The organism is Pseudoalteromonas sp. TB64, assembly GCF_000498095.1.
Classification (GTDB): domain Bacteria; phylum Pseudomonadota; class Gammaproteobacteria; order Enterobacterales; family Alteromonadaceae; genus Pseudoalteromonas.
Genome location: NZ_AUTQ01000275.1, coordinates 20585 through 37720, shown reverse-complemented (window position 1 = coordinate 37720; position 17136 = coordinate 20585). Strand labels below are relative to the sequence as shown.

Below are 17136 nucleotides of genomic sequence, written 5' to 3'. Positions count from 1 at the left end.
TTTACTTTTAGCACTCACCGCTTCTTTGAGTGCACTTATAAGTGGTTTTTATTCTACTTATCAAGTACAAAAAGAGCAGTTAATGAGTTATACGCTAAGAAGTAATTATGCTTATGCTAGTAAACTTGCTTCAACAACCGATAATTTTTTAGAATCTGCAATGCAACAAATTGCTTATTCGGCAAAAATAATAGAAAAAAAAATTGAAGACGATAACTTGTTAAATGATGAAGTTATTCGCCTAAACTTACAAACCAATAGCTTCAACTCCGTTGTAATTAATAAGGGCGGTATTGTTGTTGCTACCTCTCCAGAATTACCTGAACTGATCAATCAGCCCCTTTCATCGCCTGGTGCACTGCAAGCTATGCATGAAAAGCGACCTTTAATTAGTGACCCTTATATGTCGGCTTCGGGTAACTTAATCATTTTTATCTCCCATCCATTATTTAATACTAAAAATGAGTATTTAGGATATATAGGCGGCTCTCTTTATTTAAATGAGCGTAATATTTTGAATGATTTACTTGAACAGCACTACTATCAAGGGGGAACATATATTTATGTAATTGATGTGAATAAACGCATACTTTATCACCCTGATCCTAAATATATTGGTTTATACACAGGCGATAATTCTATGCTTAGTAATGTTATAGCAGGGAATGCGGGGACTTCAGAAACTACAAATAGAAATGGGGATAGAATACTTGCTGGATTTGCGCCTGTTACACGAGCAAAATGGAGGGTTGTAGTACAACGACCTGTTAAAGCGACACTAGCTTCTCTGGATTTACTCATAGTAGAGGTTATTAAACGTACATTACCCTTAGCTATTGTTACTTTTATTTTGATTGGTTTTTTTGCTCATTTTATTTCTAGGCCGCTTAAACAACTAGCCGATAGAGTTAATACGCTAGATGACCCTGCAAGTATTGAAAAACTCAAAAATGTTAAATCGTGGTATTTTGAAAGCCAAAGATTAAAGCTTGCGATGCTTAAAGGTGTCAATATTTTACAAATGCAAATAGGGCAATTACGCCACGATGCAGAAACAGATCCTTTAACCAATACCCATAACCGTAGAAGCTTAAATGGTTTACTTAACCAACTTGTAGTAAAAAAAACACCGTTTGCGCTTTTAGAAATTGATATTGATTTTTTTAAACGTGTAAACGATACCTTTGGACATGATGTAGGTGATGAAACACTTAAATCACTTACTAATATTATTAAAAAGCTCTCTCGAAAAGACGATATTGTAGCGCGTATTGGTGGTGAAGAATTTGTGCTTGTTTTACCCAATGAAAGCAGTGAAAGTGCTTTAAAAATAGCTGAACGACTGCGCATGACAGTTGAGTCAACAAATATTAAAACCATTGGCTTTATTACTATTTCTATTGGGATTGCAACATGGCCCAAACATAGCAACGACATAGGTCAGGTATATAAATGTGCAGATAAAGCGCTTTATCATGCGAAAGAGCATGGTCGAAATCGTTGCGTAGTTGCACAAGATAGTTAAACTATATTATTTGATCATGACCCATCTCAAGCGGCTATTTAAACACTCACAGTGTTGTATTTACTTACAGTCTCCTTACTGTGATATGTAAATTTGCTTTGTTATTCCTATGAGCTGTTTTTCTGAATTTTTTATTTTAATTAAGCTCCCTTAAGTTTTCTTTAAGTTTCATTCGTTAAGTTTTAATCCTGAAACATATACAGGTTTAATACGAGTGAAGTTTATGCAATTAGCACATACCTCTGCATCATCAAACATCATTGATAAAAACACTCAATTTATGAGTGCAGATGTAAATGGTGAGCACCGCCAAACACTAGAAAGCGCAGTGAAAAAAGGTTTTTTAGCAGCTTACAATGCAACGCTTACCACTTTTATGCCTTTATTATGCCAATACAAAACACCTGTTGGACAATGCACACTCGGCTTAAGGCAGGCATTAACACCTTTATTTATTGAACAATATTTAGCCGCGCCAATAGAGCACTTTTTACAAGAGCCAGTATTGCGCAATCAAATTTTTGAACTTGGTAATTTGTGCTCTACACATCGCAGGGCAACCCTTGCGCATTTTATTGTGGTTAATGAAGCTTTGCAAAGTATGGGAGCTAAGCATTTAGTGTTTTGCGCAACTAAAAAGGTTCGCGCTTTATTACGCTTATTAGGTGTTAAATGCACAGAAATAGCCTTAGCTAACGGCTCTGTAGTTGCAAGCCCAAAAAGCTGGGGAAGCTATTACGATAATCAACCTACGGTGTGTATTGTTAGTTTAGAGCAAGCACATCAGCAAGTATTAAATACACCAATGCTTTATAACTTAATGCAACAAAACCGTTCTGAAATAAACTCATTAGTGAATGCGTTGGTAAATGTATGAACTACTTTAATACGCAAACTACTGAACCTGTAATTATTGCTCATATCAATGATCAAACACATAAAATAACGGGTGTAGAATTTAATCAGCAAATACAAAAGTTGGCTCATACTTTACAAGATCTTAATGGCAATACAGTTGCTTTTAAACTTGATAACTCACCTGCATGGTTAACTTTAGATGCAGCTTGCGAAGTGGCTAATAAAATAGCAGTACCCATAGCTCGATTTTTTAATAACCAGCAAACACAGTATGTATTAACCCAATGTGGCGCTAATTTATTTGTAAGTGATATGCCGCAAGATGCTTTAGGTATACCTGTGGCATCAATTACGCTATTTACAAAACATACTCTGTATATTTATGATCTTATAGCTGCAAAACCAGTTAGTTACTTTTTTGGTACACAAAAGGTAACGTTTACGTCTGGTTCAACTGGGCAACCTAAAGGTGTGTGCTTATCTGCAAATAGCCAAATGCAGGTTGCGCAATCGCTTTGCGATAAAATTAATATTAGTAATCCTATTCATCTATGTTTACTACCGCTTGGCGTATTACTTGAAAATATAGCGGGTGTATACGCGCCTTTAAAAAGTAGCGGTACGGTGCATGTTATGCCATTGAGTGAACTTGGATTTGTAGGGTCCTCTTTACAAAATCCAAAGCAACTCATTGCCGCTATAAATAAAGTACAACCAAATACCCTTATTTTAGTCCCTGAACTATTAACCTGTTTAGTTACTTTTGCTGAGCAAGGTTGGCAGCCACCAAGTTCATTACAGTTTATTGCTGTAGGAGGGGCACTGGTTAGTGAAGTACTAATAGCAAAAGCACGTAGCTTAAATTTACCTGTGTACCAAGGTTATGGCTTGTCAGAGGCAGCCTCTGTAGTGAGTTTAAATACTCCAACAAGCGATAATATTCACAGTGCTGGTTCTGTATTGCCTCATATTCAAACCAAAATCAAAGATGGTCAGCTTTTTATAAAAGGTGATTTGTTTTTAGGTTATTTGAATCACCAACCACAAGATAAAGAACAGTGGTACGCAACAGGTGATTTAGTCGAACAACATAACAATACGTTATTTATCAAAGGCAGATTAAAAAACCTGATTATTACCAGTATGGGGCGCAACGTAAGCGCCGAATGGCCTGAATCTTTATTGCTTAGCAAAAGTAATATTTTACAAGCGGTAGTATTTGGTGAAGGAAAACCTTTTTTGACGGCTGTTATTTACGCACCACAGAGCACTAGTAACAACCTAGTATCCCAACATATTGAGGCGATAAATCAACAGCTACCCGATTACGCCCAGGTTAAAAAATGGCATCGCTTAACATCCCCTTTAAGTGTGCAAGAAGGGTTGCTAACAGCTAACAATCGTCCAAAACGAGAGGCTATTTATAAGCTGTTTAGTGATGTTTTTGATCAATTTTACCAATTTGGAGAAGTCGTTAATGAGTGATTTTTTTAACACCCTTAAAGAGCAAACTAAACAAGAGCAAGATTATTTACTTGCAGCACCTATTATTCAACGTGTTTTTAAAGGTGAAGCAACACTTGAAGAATATGCATCATTTTTAGCGCAAGCATACCATCATGTAAAACACACAGTGCCTTTAATGATGTCGGTAGGGGCGCGATTAACCGACGATCAAGAATGGCTACGCGAAGCAGTTGCTGAGTATATTGAAGAAGAAATTGGTCATCAAGAATGGGTGCTTAACGATATTGCAGCGTGCGGTTTTGATAAAGAAACAGTGCGGTGTAGCCAACCTCAATTTGCCACCGAGATGATGGTTTCTTATGCATACGACAGTATTGCGCGTAAAAATCCATTAAGCTTTTTTGGCATGGTGCACGTGCTCGAAGGGACTTCCATTGCACTTGCTGATGGTGCTGCATCAAACATTGCAAACGCTGTAGGTTTACCTAAAAAAGCATTTAGTTATTTAACCTCTCACGGTGCGCTTGATATAGAGCACGTTAAATTTTTTCAAAATCTAATGAATCAAATAACAAACGACGCTGATCAGCAAGCTATTGTTAATGGTGCTAAGCGTTTTTATCGTTTGTATGGCGATATATTTCGCGCCTTGGATGACGAACCCTTTTTTAAGGGCGATTCTCAAGAGCAATTAGCATGAACAGTTCATTATGTGTGCTCACTGGTGCAACCGGAGGAATAGGGAAAGCGATTGCACACGCATTATATACACAAGGTTGGAAATTATTACTTGTAGGTCGAAATACCCAAGCGTTAGAAGAGCTGAGTACTGCATGCCCAGACAGTGAAATATTTACTGGTGATTTAACAGATGATGCCACACGAATCAACTTAGCAATAAAAGCAAAGCAACTCGGTGGTGTTAAATTACTTATTAACAATGCAGGTGTTAACACAATGCAGAGTTTAGAGCGCACGAGTAGTGAGGAAATAGACTGCATGCTAAACACTAACTTGTCGGTGCCAATTAAATTATGCCAACTATTTTTAGGGCAGTTGCAGTTTACCAAAGGCACCATAGTCAATATTGGTTCATCGTTTGGCAGTATCGGTTACCCGTTTCAAACACTTTATTGTGCAAGTAAATTTGGTCTACGTGGCTTTACTGAGGCGTTATCTCGTGAGCTTAATGGCTCAGGTGTTAAGGTCGCTTATTTAGCGCCAAGGGCAACCGATACGGCTATTAATAATGATAAGACCCGCGCGATGAATAAAGAGCTCGGTAACAAAATGGACTCACCAGAGTTAGTTGCAAAAGAATTATTGATACTTATAAATTCGAATCAGACAAGACGTTTTATAGGTTTTCCTGAAAAGTTATTTGCGCGTATAAACGGGGTCTTCCCAAATATTGTAGACAACGCAATAGCTAAACAACTACCTAAAATAAAACGCTTTTTAAACTAACAAAAAATATTGAGGATAATACTATGTACAAATTAACCTTCGCAGTATATTTAATACTAACAAGTGTATTTTCATCTGTAGTTTTTGCTGATGAGGCTCAAGAGCTTGCGATAATTCAAAAGCAATGGGCTGTGGCAAATTACGAACTTGAAGATAAAGCGCAGCTAGACGCCTTTACTAAATTGAGCGAACAAAGTGCACTGTTTGTTAAAAACTATCCAAACTCAGCTCAAACACATATTTGGCACGGCATTGTTTTAGCTAGCTTTGCAGGGGCAAAAGGCGGGTTAGGGGCATTAGGTTTGGCTAAAGAAGCAAAAGCATCGCTTGAGCAAGCACTAGAAATTGATGGCACATCGCTAGGTGGTTCGGCTTATGCAAGCCTTGCAACGCTGTATAGTAAAGTTCCTGGTTGGCCAATTGGCTTTGGCGATGACGATAAAGCCGCAAAATTATTCAAACAAGGACTCGCTTTTAATCTAGAAGGGATTGATACTAACTACTTATATGGTGAGTATCTATATGACGAGGGCGACTACAAAGAGGCAAAAGCGCGTTTACTTGTAGCACAAGCCGCTGGTATTCGTGAAACACGTCCTAAAGCCGATGAATATCGCCAGCAAGCAATTAGCCAGTTACTGGTAAAAGTTGAAAAGAAACTAAAGCGATAATAAAAGAGGTCATACGCTAAATCATGCATTTACTTTTGGTAGAAGATGACCACCTAGTGGCGCAAGGGCTTAGTCGCTCTTTGCGTCAAGAGGGTTACAGCGTAGAGCACAGTGGCACAATTAAACACGCTTTACAGTGTTTAGAAAGTGGTGAAATTGAACTGGTAATACTCGATTTAGGGTTACCTGATGGTGATGGTTCGCAAATTTTAAAGTACATTAAATCGCAAAAAAAAGTAATCCCAGTCGTCATTTTAACTGCGCGCAGTAGTATTGACGACAAAGTACAAGGGCTTGATATGGGGGCTGACGATTATCTTGCCAAGCCATTCGATCCCGCTGAGTTGTTTGCTCGATTACGTGTAGCAAGCCGGCGTATTAATCAAACGCAATCAAGTTTGTTACAGTGTGGTGATGTTGTCATGGATACCTCAGCGCATACTGTCATATTAAATGAGCAGTCGCTTACTGTACCGCGTAAAGAATACATGCTTTTAAAAGCATTAATGGAAAATCAAGGTCGGGTACAATCAAAGCAACAACTAGAAAATAAATTGTACCAATGGGGTGAAGAGGTTGGCTCTAACGCAATTGAGGTGCATATTCATCATCTTCGAAAAAAGTTTCCTAGCGATTTTATTAAAACATTACGCGGCATTGGCTACGTGGTTGGCAAGCGCTAGGGTCTGTTTATCTTTCGAGGTTGAAAATGTCTATTCGTAAACGCCTTACTCTTATTTTACTTTCTATGATGGTGCTCACTTGTTTTTTAGCATTAGTTAAAGGCTATCAAAAAAGTATGAACCACGGTGAAAACTTACTTGATGACGAACTTAAAATAGTCGCAGGCGTATTAATTGAACAACCATTATCAATAACAACCAATGCTGTTCAGCTAAGTAATGATAGCTCACAACTGGTGTACCAAATTTGGCAGGAAGATAAATTATTGAGCGGATCATTGTTTTTATCTAATCTGCAAACGCATTTTGATGATGGTTTTCAAACCGCTAATATTGCAGGGCAGCGTATGCGTGTATTTGTATTAAATAAACAAACACGTAAAGTAATAATAGCAGAGCCTATTTCAAAACGTTTTGAACTCGCTGAGGCGGTTATTCTATCGGCTATGTTACCCATGTTATGGGCAGTACCTTTACTGGCTGTTTTTATTAGCTTTTTTGTTAAATATGCATTAGCTCCCCTTACTCGACTGTCTAAGCAATTAGCGGTTCGCCAGGCTAACGATTTTACGCCTATTAATTGGCAAGTGACCGACGAAGAAATAAAGCCGGTTATAAACCGCCTAAACGATTTATTTAAACGTGTAGAAACCGCCTATTTACGAGAACGTTTTTTTGCCTCTGATGCCGCACATGAACTTCGTACCCCTTTGAGTAGTTTAAAAATAAATGTTCATAATCTAGCAAAGCAGTACCTTGAAGACGAGTACGTAAATACACATAAACAAAACCAAGAATTACACGCTATGTCGCAAGGCATAAATCGTTTGAGTAATATTGTTGAGCAAATGCTAATTTTAGGTCGCACTCAACCAGAGCAGTGGCAAAAGCAATTTAGTGAACAATCTTTGTTAACAATAACTCAGCAAGCGGTGAGCGAATTATATGAAAAAATTGATGAAAAAGATCAAAATATTAGCCTCGAAGGTGATGACTTTATAATTAACGGCGATGAGTTTACGTTAACAACACTAATTTCAAACTTATTAAGTAACGCTATAAAATACACCCCAACAAAGGGAAAAATTACAATTAAGTTAGCGTGTAATAATAACCAATATAGCTGGCAAATTGACGATTCAGGCCCTGGGATGACAAACGCCCAAAAAGAGCGTGTATTTAATCGTTTTTATAGAGTGGGTGGCGACCAGCATCCATCAGGCGAGCAGGGCGCGGGTTTAGGTATGGCGATTGTTCAACATATAATTGCTATTTATGGCGCAAGTATTCATTTAGCAAATAGCCATTTAGGTGGACTGACCGTTAAGGTTACTTTTACAGGAGTAAAAAGTGACTAAACGCTTATTCAATCAATTTATTTGTTGTTTACTATTTTTGTCGTTTAACGCGGCGAGTAAAGAGTACCTTATTATTTTAAAAGATCATTTGTTTTACCCCTCGCAAATAATTATTCCGACTAATCAAAAAGTAAAATTATTAATCGAAAATCAAGACAGTACCCCTGAAGAGTTTGACAGCTTTGATCTAAATAGAGAAAAAGTACTCTACCCAAATCGTAAAAGCATTATTTATATCGGTCCGTTGAGTAAAGGACGGTATGATTTTTTTGGTGAATTTTCACCAAACACAGCACGAGGAGTGGTTATTGCTACTGACAAAGGTGATCAAAATGTTGATAACTAGTTTAGTAATGAGCCTTAATCAATTACTACCAGTGGCTATTTTATTAGTACTGCTACAGGTACTCGATAAACAATATACACGCAAAGTATTGTTAGCACTTATTATTGGTACCGTTATGTCGTTTTTGTATATGCAAAGCGCATCGTGGGTAAGCCAGTGGTTTGATCATCAAGGTTTAGAATATTCACAAATAGGGTTGTGCATCATCATCTTTTTTGCTGCGTTAGTGTTTGCAATAAAACAAAAAGCGGTAGCATTTTGTATTGCGATTATTAGTGCTATGACCCTGTATTTAAGCCACTACATAATTTACCTTACTAGTTTTTGGCAAAATAGCGAAGTGGGGCAGAGCTTATTTATAGGTACATTTTTAGGGATAGGAATATGTCTAAGTTTTAGCATCTTACTGTATTTTCTAATGACGAGTATTAAATATCGCTTTGGGGTAAAGCCCCTTTTAATACTACTTGCCTTAAATAGTGCCGCTAAGCTTCTTGTTGCGCTTGATTTGGCCAGTCAAGTCGATTTAATTGCAAATACAGCAACCGTTTGGGATTTACGCGATTTACTAACCGAAAATTCAGAGTTAGGTAGAGTGCTACGTGCGTTAATAGGCTACGAAGCAACCCCTAATTTATTAAGCGTTCTTACCTACAGTATAAGTAGCGCATTATTTTTATTTCTGTGTTCTTTTATACCCACTTCATTAACTAAGGAACGTGTATGAAAGTAATTAAATATTGCTTAAACATAGCCTTCATTGCTTTTTGTTTACTTTTGACAAAGCATGCAAACGCCGACGGCATAGTTGTTGATAAAGTATACCACCCATATGTTTTACCTTTTGAGCGTGAGTTTGAATGGCGATTAGTGTCGCACCAAACCGATAGTGGTAATATTTTAGCACAGCGTTTGGGTGGTGGTGGTGCTATTAGCGATACAATAGCAGTGGAAGGATTTATTGTCGGTGAGCGCGATGATAACGGCGATTTTGGACTCAAAGCTTATGAGATAGAGCTTCGTTGGCAATTAATAGAGCAAGGTAAACTATGGGCTGACTGGGGCGCATTGTTCGAGCTTGAAAAAAAGCATAACGAAGACGTATATGAGGCAACATCAGGTTTTGTACTCGAAAAAGAGTTTGGTAAAACAAGCCTAACAATGAATGCTTTTTTAGTATACGAATGGGGACAAGACATTCAAAACGAATGGGAAACCGAATTCAGAGCGCAGTATCGCTACCGTTATCGTTCTGCTTTTCAGCCTGCAGTTGAAGTTTATGTTGGCGAAGATTTTTTTGGTATTGGCCCCGGGTTTATAGGTTTGTATCGTTTTGAAGGGCAAAAGCAATTAAAATGGGAAGCGGGATTTATTACAGAGGTAAGCCAGTCTGAAAAGAATCACAGCTTTAGACTGGCTTTGGAGTTTGAGTTTTAATATAAAACTTAAATAACTTACTAGGGCGTGTTGACCTTTGTGGATTAAAATTTGTTCAATCTAGGGGCGATTTAATCGCGGCGTGAGGTTTGTAACCTAGTGGACTAAGTAAAAATCGAGCAACAAAGAGTAAATAGCCCCTAGGAAGAACCCTTTGGGCAGCGCATGTTTGGTCTTTATGCTGCGTTATCGCCTATTTATGGGGAACAACCACACTACATAGGCTCTGCCTTGCTTAAATACCAAACATACTGCTGCAAATTAAACCACCAAAGGTCAACACGCCCTAGTATCAACGAATACTAAATAATTAAACCCAAGTTAAGTATAAATACAATCGATAACTACTTGACATAGGTTTTAAACTCTATATAGTAAGCCGCAGCTAGAAAGAAAGCATGTAAGCTATAAATCTCCATTTCGATGTTGTATAAGTAATACTTGTAGTACCGTCCTGAAGTTTTTAAAGTACCATCTCATTTTTTGCTACACCCGCTCATATGAGCATATTTTTTATTTTATATCAGGATATTACAATGTCTAACATCGTATCAGGTACAGTTAAGTGGTTTAATGAGTCTAAAGGTTTTGGTTTCATCGAGCAAGAAAATGGTCCAGACGTTTTCGCACATTTCTCAGCAATCAAAAGCGAAGGTTTCAAAACTTTAGCTGAAGGCCAACGTGTAGAGTTTACTCTTTCACAAGGTCAAAAAGGTCCACAAGCTGATAACATCACAGCTGTATAATTTTACTTTTTAAGTAAAATTGAAAAAAAGCGCTTAAGGCGCTTTTTTTGTATCTAAAATTTGACTGTTAGCTAGCGATGCCTATTATTTAAGAACAGTAGTTAATTAGGCAGTACTCTTATTTTAAAATCCAGTTTAGTATTAGCCTTTTTATTTGCTAGTCATGCCTCTTATGCCGACGACTTTAAGCTTGTTATTTATACAGATCAGTTCCCTCCTTATAATTTTAAAAATAATGAAGATCAGTTTGTCGGTATTAATACCGATATTGTAAAAACCCTTTGTGTTAAGGCTAAAATAAACTGCCAGTTTAAACAGGTGCCTTGGAAGCGTGCCTACAGTTCTGTGCAAAAAAAAGGCTAATTCTGCCATTGTGTCTATAGCTAAAAATAAAGCCCGCGATTCTATGTTTAACTGGATAGGTCCGTTGGTGTCTAGTAAGACCTTTTTTTATAAACTTAAAACCAATAAAAAACTAACAATGAACAGCCTAAGCGATGCAAAAAATTATTCGCTAGGTGTTATTCGAGGCGATATTTACGAATCGTTAGTAAATAAAATAGGTTTTTCTGCGGATAATAATTTACTTACTTTTGGTGAAGAACAACAATATATGAGCTTGTTTTTTAATAAACGCATTGATTTGATTTTAGGCTCTGAGTTTACAATAAACTCAAAACTTAAACCTTAAACCTTTTGGTTATAAAGTAGAAGATGTGGTTAAGTTACTTGAACTCCCTGTAAATGAGCTTTCAGGTAACTATTTAGCATTTAATAAATCTGTACCAAGACGTATAGTTAAGCGTTTTGAACAAGCTTATATTGACTTAAAAAGCCAAGATGATTTTGATCTTTATATACACCGCTATGTATATTATAACTAATTTAAATTACCCGTAAGGCAACCCTTTTACGGTTTTTATTTTTAAATAAGCGCGCTTTAGCGCTTTAATTAATTCGGGATCTGTTTTTTTATTTGTAGCTAAATAAGCTTCTACCGTTAGCGCATCTATTTTATAAATAAAATGTAAATATTCAGGTTTAAGCTCTAAGTAGTCGCTCATTTGCTGCATATACAGAGGGTCGTCCACAATCAAATCTACTTTTTTAGCGAGTAGTAAATCATATGATTTTTGAATGTCGCTCGTAAGCACTGCTTCAAATCCCAGTTTTAAAAGTATTTGTGTTGAAAAATCATTGCGTTGCATCGCAATTTTGTAATTTTTTGCTTGATCGTTATTTTCAATAATAATATCAGTACGCTCTGTAAGCCCTATAAAGCCCAATTCAAACTTTCCTACAGCTGCAATCCAATGAAAAGTATTCTCGCGCTCAGGAGTGCGTGCTAGGCTATATATAAACGTATTTTCTCTCTCTTTCGCTACTTTATAGGCACGCGCCCAAGGGTACATTTGAATATTAGGGATGAGATCTGCTTCAGCGAATATATCCCTAATAAACTCGGTATGTTGTGGTCAACTAATTCCGGACAGTGAATTAAGTTTTTCTTCAGCTACAGCAGGGGCAACCATTTGATTATGGCTATGTGGCCTGCGCCAGTTATAATAATTCATCAAATAATTCATCAAATAATTGCTAATATCTTTTTCAGCTTCTTGATAATTACTATAACCCAATGAGGGAACCCATTCTGTTTTTAAGCTAATACAATTGTGGCTTAAAATATAGAAAATACAAAATTGAGTAGTTAAAAAGAAAAATTTTTAGAAGTGTATTTATAAAGCACTAATGGATAAGGTTGAGGGAATCAGAATTTTGGTTGGATGATTTACTAACACATTGAACTGTAGATATTTGGATTTATTTTTCTCTAGCAATAAATTATGAGTAACAACAAAGCGAGTTTTCGCATTAATAGCTGATTGATTACAAGTGGGCTCAACGTACTTAGCATTGAAAATAGCGGCTTGAGACCGAATTATTATGACAGTCCAGATTAAAAAATATAAAGTCCTAAAACGATAAAAGGGCCTTGCGGCCCTTGGTGAAGTATCGTTCAAATCAGATAGTGCTTTAACCCCTTAAAGTACTATCCTATTGTTTTGCAACACCGGTATATTCGTCTCAATAAGTTTCTAAGCTAGCGAGAGGAAAAACCCAGCAATTGCTGCGCTCATAAGGTTAGCCATAGATCCTGCTAACACTGCTCTGAGCCCTAAGCGTGCGATATCCTTCCGCCTGCTAGGCGCCATACCGCCTAACCCACCTAGTAAAATGGCTATCGATGATAAGTTAGCAAATCCACATAAAGCAAAAGTAACAATTGCTTGCGTGTGTGCACTTAACGTATCGCGATAATTTATAAAGTCTAAGTAAGCAACAAACTCGTTTACTACTATCTTTTGACCAATAAAGCTGCCGGCTATAATTGCTTCATCCCATGGCACACCTAGTAACCATGCAACTGGAGCAAATACATAACCTAATATTTCTTGAAGCGTTAATGTTGGGTAATCAAACCACCCGCCAATACCGCCTAATAAACCGTTTAATAGTGCAATTAGCGCTACAAAAGCAAGTAACATTGCACCTACATTAAGTGCTAAATGCATACCGTTTGCAGCACCTGATGCAGCTGCATCAATTACATTTACAGGCTTATCTTCGTCATCTAAATCTAAATCAGCTAAGTTATCTCTAGGCGTTTCAGTTTCTGGCACAATCATTTTTGCCATTAAGAAACCACCTGGTGCAGCCATAAAGCTCGCTGCTATTAAATACTTAAGATCTACGCCAATAATTACGTAACCGGCCATTACAGAGCCTGCTACAGTGGCTAAGCCACCTACCATTACTGCAAACAATTCCGATTTTGTCATCGTTGCTATAAATGGCTTAACTATTAACGGTGCTTCAGTTTGGCCAACAAAAATATTTGCCGTTGCTGAAAGCGATTCTGTGCGAGAGGTCTTCAATAATTTTTGTAAACCACCGCCTAAAATCCTAATTATCCAATCCATAATGCCAAGGTGATATAACACAGCAACAAGCGCTGAGAAAAACACGATAACGGGCAAAACTTGAATTGCAAAAATAAAACCTAATGTGTCTTGTGAGGCGAGTGGACCAAATAAAAACCCAATACCATCATTAGCATAACCAATTACGGATGAAACGCCTTTCGATACACTTGTTAATACATCTTTGCCTGCTTCAAAAAACAGTACAAAACCGCCAATGATAACTTGCAGAGCAAACGCTATACCAACGGTTCTTAAATTAATTGCCTTGCGATTAGTTGACGCAGCAAAGGCAATGCTTAGTAGCACACACATGCCTACTAAGCTCATAAATGTTGTCATACAAATGTTTCCCGTTGTTATTCTTGTAGTAAATATTTAATTTTACTTTTTATTATATCAATCGCAACGCGGTTCATGCCGCCTCGAGTCACAACTAAATCAGCGTTATGCTTAGAAGGCTCAATGAATTGATAAAACATCGGTCTAACAGTTGCTTGATACTGCTCAACAACAGATTGTAATGTTCTGCCTCGTTGTTCCATATCACGTTGCATACGACGCATTAAACAAATATCTAAAGGTGTGTCTATAAACACCTTAATATCAAATTCTTTATTAAGCGCTTTATCACTCAATAGTAAAATACCTTCAACAATGAGTATTTTAGCAGCAGGCACTCGACGTGTAGTTGCGCTACGTGTGTGCTGTGCATAATCATAAGTTGGTACTTCAACTGAGTTACCACAACGAAGTTGCGTTAAATGCTCAAGCATTAGCGCGTGTTCAAATGCATCTGGATGGTCGTAATTTGTTTGCGTACGATGAGCCATCGGCAAATGCGACTGATCCTTGTAATAAGCATCTTCTTCAATAATGGCGATAGCGCCTGGTTCAAGCTCATTAACCAGTTCATTGTAAATTGTTTGGCTAAAAAGAGATTTGCCCGACGCCGATGCGCCCGCAATGGCTATAATAGTAGTTCGTGTCACTAAAGTTCTCATCCACACAGAAAGATATATTGTTGGTAGATCACAATAGCAAAAAAGACACGATTAATCTCTTTTGCTTCGCTCAAGGGTGCAAATTTATAATGTTTAGGTTTTATGAAACAGGACTTTTGTCCTGTACGGAAAATTCCAAGAGCGGATAAAGTAACCACCTAGAAACAAAGTGAGGTCAAAATGGCAAGAGCAATTATTTTAATGGCAGATAGCCTAGGAATCGGTGCAGCACCAGATGCAGATAAATTCGGCGATCTTGGGGCTAATACATTCGCTCACTTATTAAAAGCATATTACGACGAAACAGGCAGTGCACTGTCGCTTCCTAATTTATCTAAATTAGGATTAGTGGATGCATGTGAAGCTGCCGGTGGAGAAACCTGTTTAGTATCTGACCGCCAAGCACCAGAAGGTGCATGGGGTTACGCTAAAGAAATTTCTAGCGGAAAAGACACACCATCAGGTCACTGGGAAATGGCAGGCGTGCCTGTATTGTTTGAGTGGGGATATTTCCCAAAAACACAGCCAAGTTTCCCACAAGAATTTATAGACGAGTTTATTGCTCGTACAGGTATTCCTGGCATTTTAGGCAATTGCCATGCATCAGGAACAACCATTTTAGAACAGCTAGGTGAAGAACACGTAAAAACAGGTAAACCAATCTGTTACACCTCAGCTGATAGCGTGTTTCAAATAGCCGCGCATGAAGAGTCATTCGGTCTAGAGAAGCTTTATCAAGTTTGCGAAATCGCACGGGCGCTACTTGATGAAATGAATATAGGAAGAGTGATTGCGCGGCCATTTTTGGGTTCAAATAGCCAAGACTTTGCTCGAACGGGTAATCGTCGTGACTATTCAGTACTTCCGCCAGCACCAACATTGTTAGATGTTATAGCAAAAGACGGCGGCGAAGTAATTAGTATTGGTAAAATTTCAGATATTTACGCGCATCAGGGCATAACTCAAAAGCATAAAGCGCCTGGGCTTATGAACTTGCTAGAAAAAACCAGCGAAGTAATGAAAAGCGCACCCGATCGCAGCTTAATCTTTACTAACCTAGTTGATTTTGATGAAAAATTTGGTCATCGCCGTAATCCAGTAGGATACGCAAAAGCATTAAAAGAATTTGATGATTATTTACCAACTATACTAAACCAGTTAAATGCAGATGACGTATTAATGATCACTGCAGATCACGGCTGTGACCCAACCTTTCCAGGTTCTGAGCACACTCGTGAATACGTACCCGTTATTGCATATCAACCCGGTATGAGTAACACACCATTAGGTGAACGCAACAGCTTTGCAGATATAGGTCAAACACTGGCACAGTGGTTTAACTTATCTGCGCTTGATTACGGCGATAGCTTTTTAAATGAGCTAACGACGCCAAATAAAAAGGAAAACAATTAATGAGTACTCCGCATATCAGTGCAAACGTTGGTGATTTCGCCGAAACAGTATTAATGCCAGGCGATCCGCTACGTGCGCAATATATTGCTGAAAACTTTTTAGATGATGCAGTACAAGTTACAGGCGTTCGTAACATGTACGGTTTTACTGGTACTTACAAAGGTAAACCAGTAAGCATTATGGGTTCAGGCATGGGCATTCCATCAATGTCTATTTATGCACGTGAGCTAATTGTAAGCTTTGGCGTTAAAAATATTATTCGTATTGGTACGTGTGGCGGCATTGGCACAGATATTAAAATTCGTGACGTAATTTTTGCACAAGGTGCAAGCACAGATTCAAACGTAAACCGTGCACGCGTACGTGGTTGTGATTTTGCAGCAATTGCTGACTTTGACCTACTTTTAAACGGCGTAAATGCTGCTAAAGAGCTTGGTATTAAAGCAAAAGTAGGTAACGTATTTACAACCGACACATTCTATCAAGCAGACGACACGTTCTATAAAGATTTAGACAAGTTAGGCATGCTAGCAGTAGATATGGAAACAGCCGGTTTATATGGCGTTGCAGCTGAATATGGCGCTAAAGCAATGGCATTATTTACAGTAAGTGACCATGTAATCACTGGCGAAGCAACACCAGCTGATGAGCGTCAAAGCACGTTTAACGAAATGGTTAAGATTGCATTAGAGTCTATTTAATTCTAGCAATTGAGTTAAATTAGCAAACAGTTCCTTGGTAACGTATTCACTAAGTTTTGGAGACACGCCCAAAGTGAAGTGAGACTAAACCTCCAAAGCCGCATTTATTGCGGCTTTTTTTATTCCTGAAGAAAATCATGTTATTAAAAATTACATTCCAGATATAAAACCTCACCTACTAAAACACAAACACCGAGCTCGTAGGTGCGATTTTACATCGCGCTCATGTAACGTGGCTTCAATGCTTTAAAAGCGAGGTATAAAACCTCACCTACTCAAACGTAAACACCGAACCCGTAGGTGCGATTTTACATCGCGCTCATGTAACGTGGCTTTAACGCTTAACGCTTCAATGCATTAAAAGCGAGGTATAAAACCTCACCTACCAAAACACAAACACCGAACTCGTAGGTGCGATTTTACATCGCGCTCTTTACTTAATTTTTCCCTATAAGTCTCTATCACTTAATGCTAATGTT

20 protein-coding genes and 1 pseudogene are annotated in these 17136 nt (G+C 37.9%); 17 read left to right on the top strand and 4 right to left on the bottom strand.

Annotated elements, in window-relative coordinates:
• Positions 1–82 precede the first annotated feature (82 nt).
• From L647_RS0123260 to L647_RS1000000126680, 15 genes are all read left to right on the top strand, one after another.
• The gene (locus L647_RS0123260) at positions 83–1525 is read left to right on the top strand and encodes a sensor domain-containing diguanylate cyclase (protein WP_024613099.1); all 1443 of its coding nucleotides are present in this window, start codon (positions 83–85) and stop codon (positions 1523–1525) included.
• A 223-nt stretch (positions 1526–1748) separates the two neighbouring features.
• Entirely contained in the window at positions 1749–2402 is a 654-nt protein-coding gene (locus L647_RS0123255) for a thermostable hemolysin (protein WP_024613098.1), read from the top strand.
• Positions 2399–3868 carry an AMP-binding protein gene (locus L647_RS0123250; RefSeq protein WP_024613097.1) on the top strand — a complete coding sequence of 490 codons (1470 nt, stop codon included), beginning with the start codon at positions 2399–2401 and terminating at the stop codon, positions 3866–3868. Before L647_RS0123255 ends, L647_RS0123250 begins: the two co-directional genes overlap by 4 nt.
• On the top strand, positions 3861–4550 hold the full coding sequence (locus L647_RS0123245; RefSeq protein ID WP_024613096.1) for an iron-containing redox enzyme family protein: 690 nt from the start codon (positions 3861–3863) through the stop codon (positions 4548–4550). The genes L647_RS0123250 and L647_RS0123245 overlap by 8 nt, the downstream gene beginning before the upstream one ends.
• On the top strand, positions 4547–5317 hold the full coding sequence (locus tag L647_RS0123240; RefSeq protein WP_024613095.1) for an SDR family oxidoreductase: 771 nt from the start codon (positions 4547–4549) through the stop codon (positions 5315–5317). The genes L647_RS0123245 and L647_RS0123240 overlap by 4 nt, the downstream gene beginning before the upstream one ends.
• 23 nt (positions 5318–5340) lie before the next feature.
• A complete protein-coding gene (locus tag L647_RS0123235) occupies positions 5341–5988 on the top strand; it encodes a hypothetical protein (protein ID WP_024613094.1) in 648 nt (215 codons plus the stop codon).
• A gap of 23 nt (positions 5989–6011) precedes the next feature.
• Positions 6012–6671 (top strand): response regulator transcription factor, encoded by a 660-nt coding sequence (locus L647_RS0123230; RefSeq protein ID WP_024613093.1) that lies wholly within the window; start codon positions 6012–6014, stop codon positions 6669–6671.
• A gap of 26 nt (positions 6672–6697) precedes the next feature.
• Positions 6698–8029 carry an ATP-binding protein gene (locus L647_RS0123225; RefSeq protein ID WP_024613092.1) on the top strand — a complete coding sequence of 444 codons (1332 nt, stop codon included), beginning with the start codon at positions 6698–6700 and terminating at the stop codon, positions 8027–8029.
• The gene (locus tag L647_RS0123220) at positions 8022–8375 is read left to right on the top strand and encodes a cupredoxin domain-containing protein (protein WP_024613091.1); all 354 of its coding nucleotides are present in this window, start codon (positions 8022–8024) and stop codon (positions 8373–8375) included. Before L647_RS0123225 ends, L647_RS0123220 begins: the two co-directional genes overlap by 8 nt.
• Positions 8362–9102: a hypothetical protein gene (locus tag L647_RS0123215; protein WP_024613090.1), complete on the top strand. Its 741-nt coding sequence runs from the start codon at positions 8362–8364 to the stop codon at positions 9100–9102. Before L647_RS0123220 ends, L647_RS0123215 begins: the two co-directional genes overlap by 14 nt.
• Positions 9099–9812 carry a hypothetical protein gene (locus L647_RS0123210; RefSeq protein ID WP_024613089.1) on the top strand — a complete coding sequence of 238 codons (714 nt, stop codon included), beginning with the start codon at positions 9099–9101 and terminating at the stop codon, positions 9810–9812. Before L647_RS0123215 ends, L647_RS0123210 begins: the two co-directional genes overlap by 4 nt.
• 536 nt (positions 9813–10348) lie before the next feature.
• On the top strand, positions 10349–10558 hold the full coding sequence (locus tag L647_RS0123205) for a cold-shock protein (RefSeq protein WP_002959120.1): 210 nt from the start codon (positions 10349–10351) through the stop codon (positions 10556–10558).
• A gap of 120 nt (positions 10559–10678) precedes the next feature.
• The gene (locus tag L647_RS1000000126690) at positions 10679–10921 is read left to right on the top strand and encodes a transporter substrate-binding domain-containing protein (protein WP_343223114.1); all 243 of its coding nucleotides are present in this window, start codon (positions 10679–10681) and stop codon (positions 10919–10921) included.
• 10 nt (positions 10922–10931) lie between these two features.
• Entirely contained in the window at positions 10932–11249 is a 318-nt protein-coding gene (locus L647_RS1000000126685; protein ID WP_253948946.1) for a hypothetical protein, read from the top strand.
• A gap of 25 nt (positions 11250–11274) precedes the next feature.
• Positions 11275–11442 (top strand): hypothetical protein, encoded by a 168-nt coding sequence (locus tag L647_RS1000000126680; RefSeq protein WP_253948945.1) that lies wholly within the window; start codon positions 11275–11277, stop codon positions 11440–11442.
• Between the two features lie 6 nt (positions 11443–11448).
• On the opposite strand, the gene L647_RS0123195 is transcribed toward L647_RS1000000126680, so the two are convergent.
• From L647_RS0123195 to udk, 4 genes and pseudogenes are all read right to left on the bottom strand, one after another.
• On the bottom strand, positions 11449–12015 hold the full coding sequence (locus tag L647_RS0123195) for a transporter substrate-binding domain-containing protein (protein ID WP_081707013.1): 567 nt from the start codon (positions 12013–12015) through the stop codon (positions 11449–11451).
• A gap of 18 nt (positions 12016–12033) precedes the next feature.
• Positions 12034–12222 (bottom strand): annotated as a pseudogene (locus tag L647_RS1000000126675) (IS3 family transposase); the annotation flags it as partial.
• Positions 12223–12654: 432 nt separating this feature from the next.
• Positions 12655–13881, bottom strand: a complete 1227-nt coding sequence (locus L647_RS0123185; protein WP_024613088.1) for a NupC/NupG family nucleoside CNT transporter — start codon at positions 13879–13881, stop codon at positions 12655–12657.
• 17 nt (positions 13882–13898) lie between these two features.
• Positions 13899–14531 (bottom strand): uridine kinase, encoded by a 633-nt coding sequence (gene udk / locus L647_RS0123180; RefSeq protein WP_007583533.1) that lies wholly within the window; start codon positions 14529–14531, stop codon positions 13899–13901.
• Between the two features lie 192 nt (positions 14532–14723).
• Between udk and L647_RS0123175 the strand changes: the two genes are divergently transcribed.
• Positions 14724–15956, top strand: a complete 1233-nt coding sequence (locus tag L647_RS0123175) for a phosphopentomutase (RefSeq protein WP_024613087.1) — start codon at positions 14724–14726, stop codon at positions 15954–15956.
• A complete protein-coding gene (deoD, locus tag L647_RS0123170; protein WP_024613086.1) occupies positions 15956–16657 on the top strand; it encodes a purine-nucleoside phosphorylase in 702 nt (233 codons plus the stop codon). Before L647_RS0123175 ends, deoD begins: the two co-directional genes overlap by 1 nt.
• Positions 16658–17136 lie beyond the last annotated feature (479 nt).

Coding starts and splice junctions, on each gene's coding strand:
- L647_RS0123245 (WP_024613096.1), top strand. CDS start 3,861: ATGAGTGATTTTTTTAACACCCTTAAAGAGCAAACTAAACAAGAGCAA.
- L647_RS0123205 (WP_002959120.1), top strand. CDS start 10,349: ATGTCTAACATCGTATCAGGTACAGTTAAGTGGTTTAATGAGTCTAAA.
- L647_RS0123175 (WP_024613087.1), top strand. CDS start 14,724: ATGGCAAGAGCAATTATTTTAATGGCAGATAGCCTAGGAATCGGTGCA.
- deoD (WP_024613086.1), top strand. CDS start 15,956: ATGAGTACTCCGCATATCAGTGCAAACGTTGGTGATTTCGCCGAAACA.
- L647_RS0123230 (WP_024613093.1), top strand. CDS start 6,012: ATGCATTTACTTTTGGTAGAAGATGACCACCTAGTGGCGCAAGGGCTT.
- L647_RS0123260 (WP_024613099.1), top strand. CDS start 83: ATGAGTTATACGCTAAGAAGTAATTATGCTTATGCTAGTAAACTTGCT.
- L647_RS0123210 (WP_024613089.1), top strand. CDS start 9,099: ATGAAAGTAATTAAATATTGCTTAAACATAGCCTTCATTGCTTTTTGT.
- L647_RS0123225 (WP_024613092.1), top strand. CDS start 6,698: ATGTCTATTCGTAAACGCCTTACTCTTATTTTACTTTCTATGATGGTG.
- L647_RS0123235 (WP_024613094.1), top strand. CDS start 5,341: ATGTACAAATTAACCTTCGCAGTATATTTAATACTAACAAGTGTATTT.
- L647_RS0123240 (WP_024613095.1), top strand. CDS start 4,547: ATGAACAGTTCATTATGTGTGCTCACTGGTGCAACCGGAGGAATAGGG.
- L647_RS0123250 (WP_024613097.1), top strand. CDS start 2,399: ATGAACTACTTTAATACGCAAACTACTGAACCTGTAATTATTGCTCAT.
- L647_RS0123215 (WP_024613090.1), top strand. CDS start 8,362: ATGTTGATAACTAGTTTAGTAATGAGCCTTAATCAATTACTACCAGTG.
- L647_RS0123255 (WP_024613098.1), top strand. CDS start 1,749: ATGCAATTAGCACATACCTCTGCATCATCAAACATCATTGATAAAAAC.
- L647_RS0123185 (WP_024613088.1), bottom strand. CDS start 13,881: ATGACAACATTTATGAGCTTAGTAGGCATGTGTGTGCTACTAAGCATT.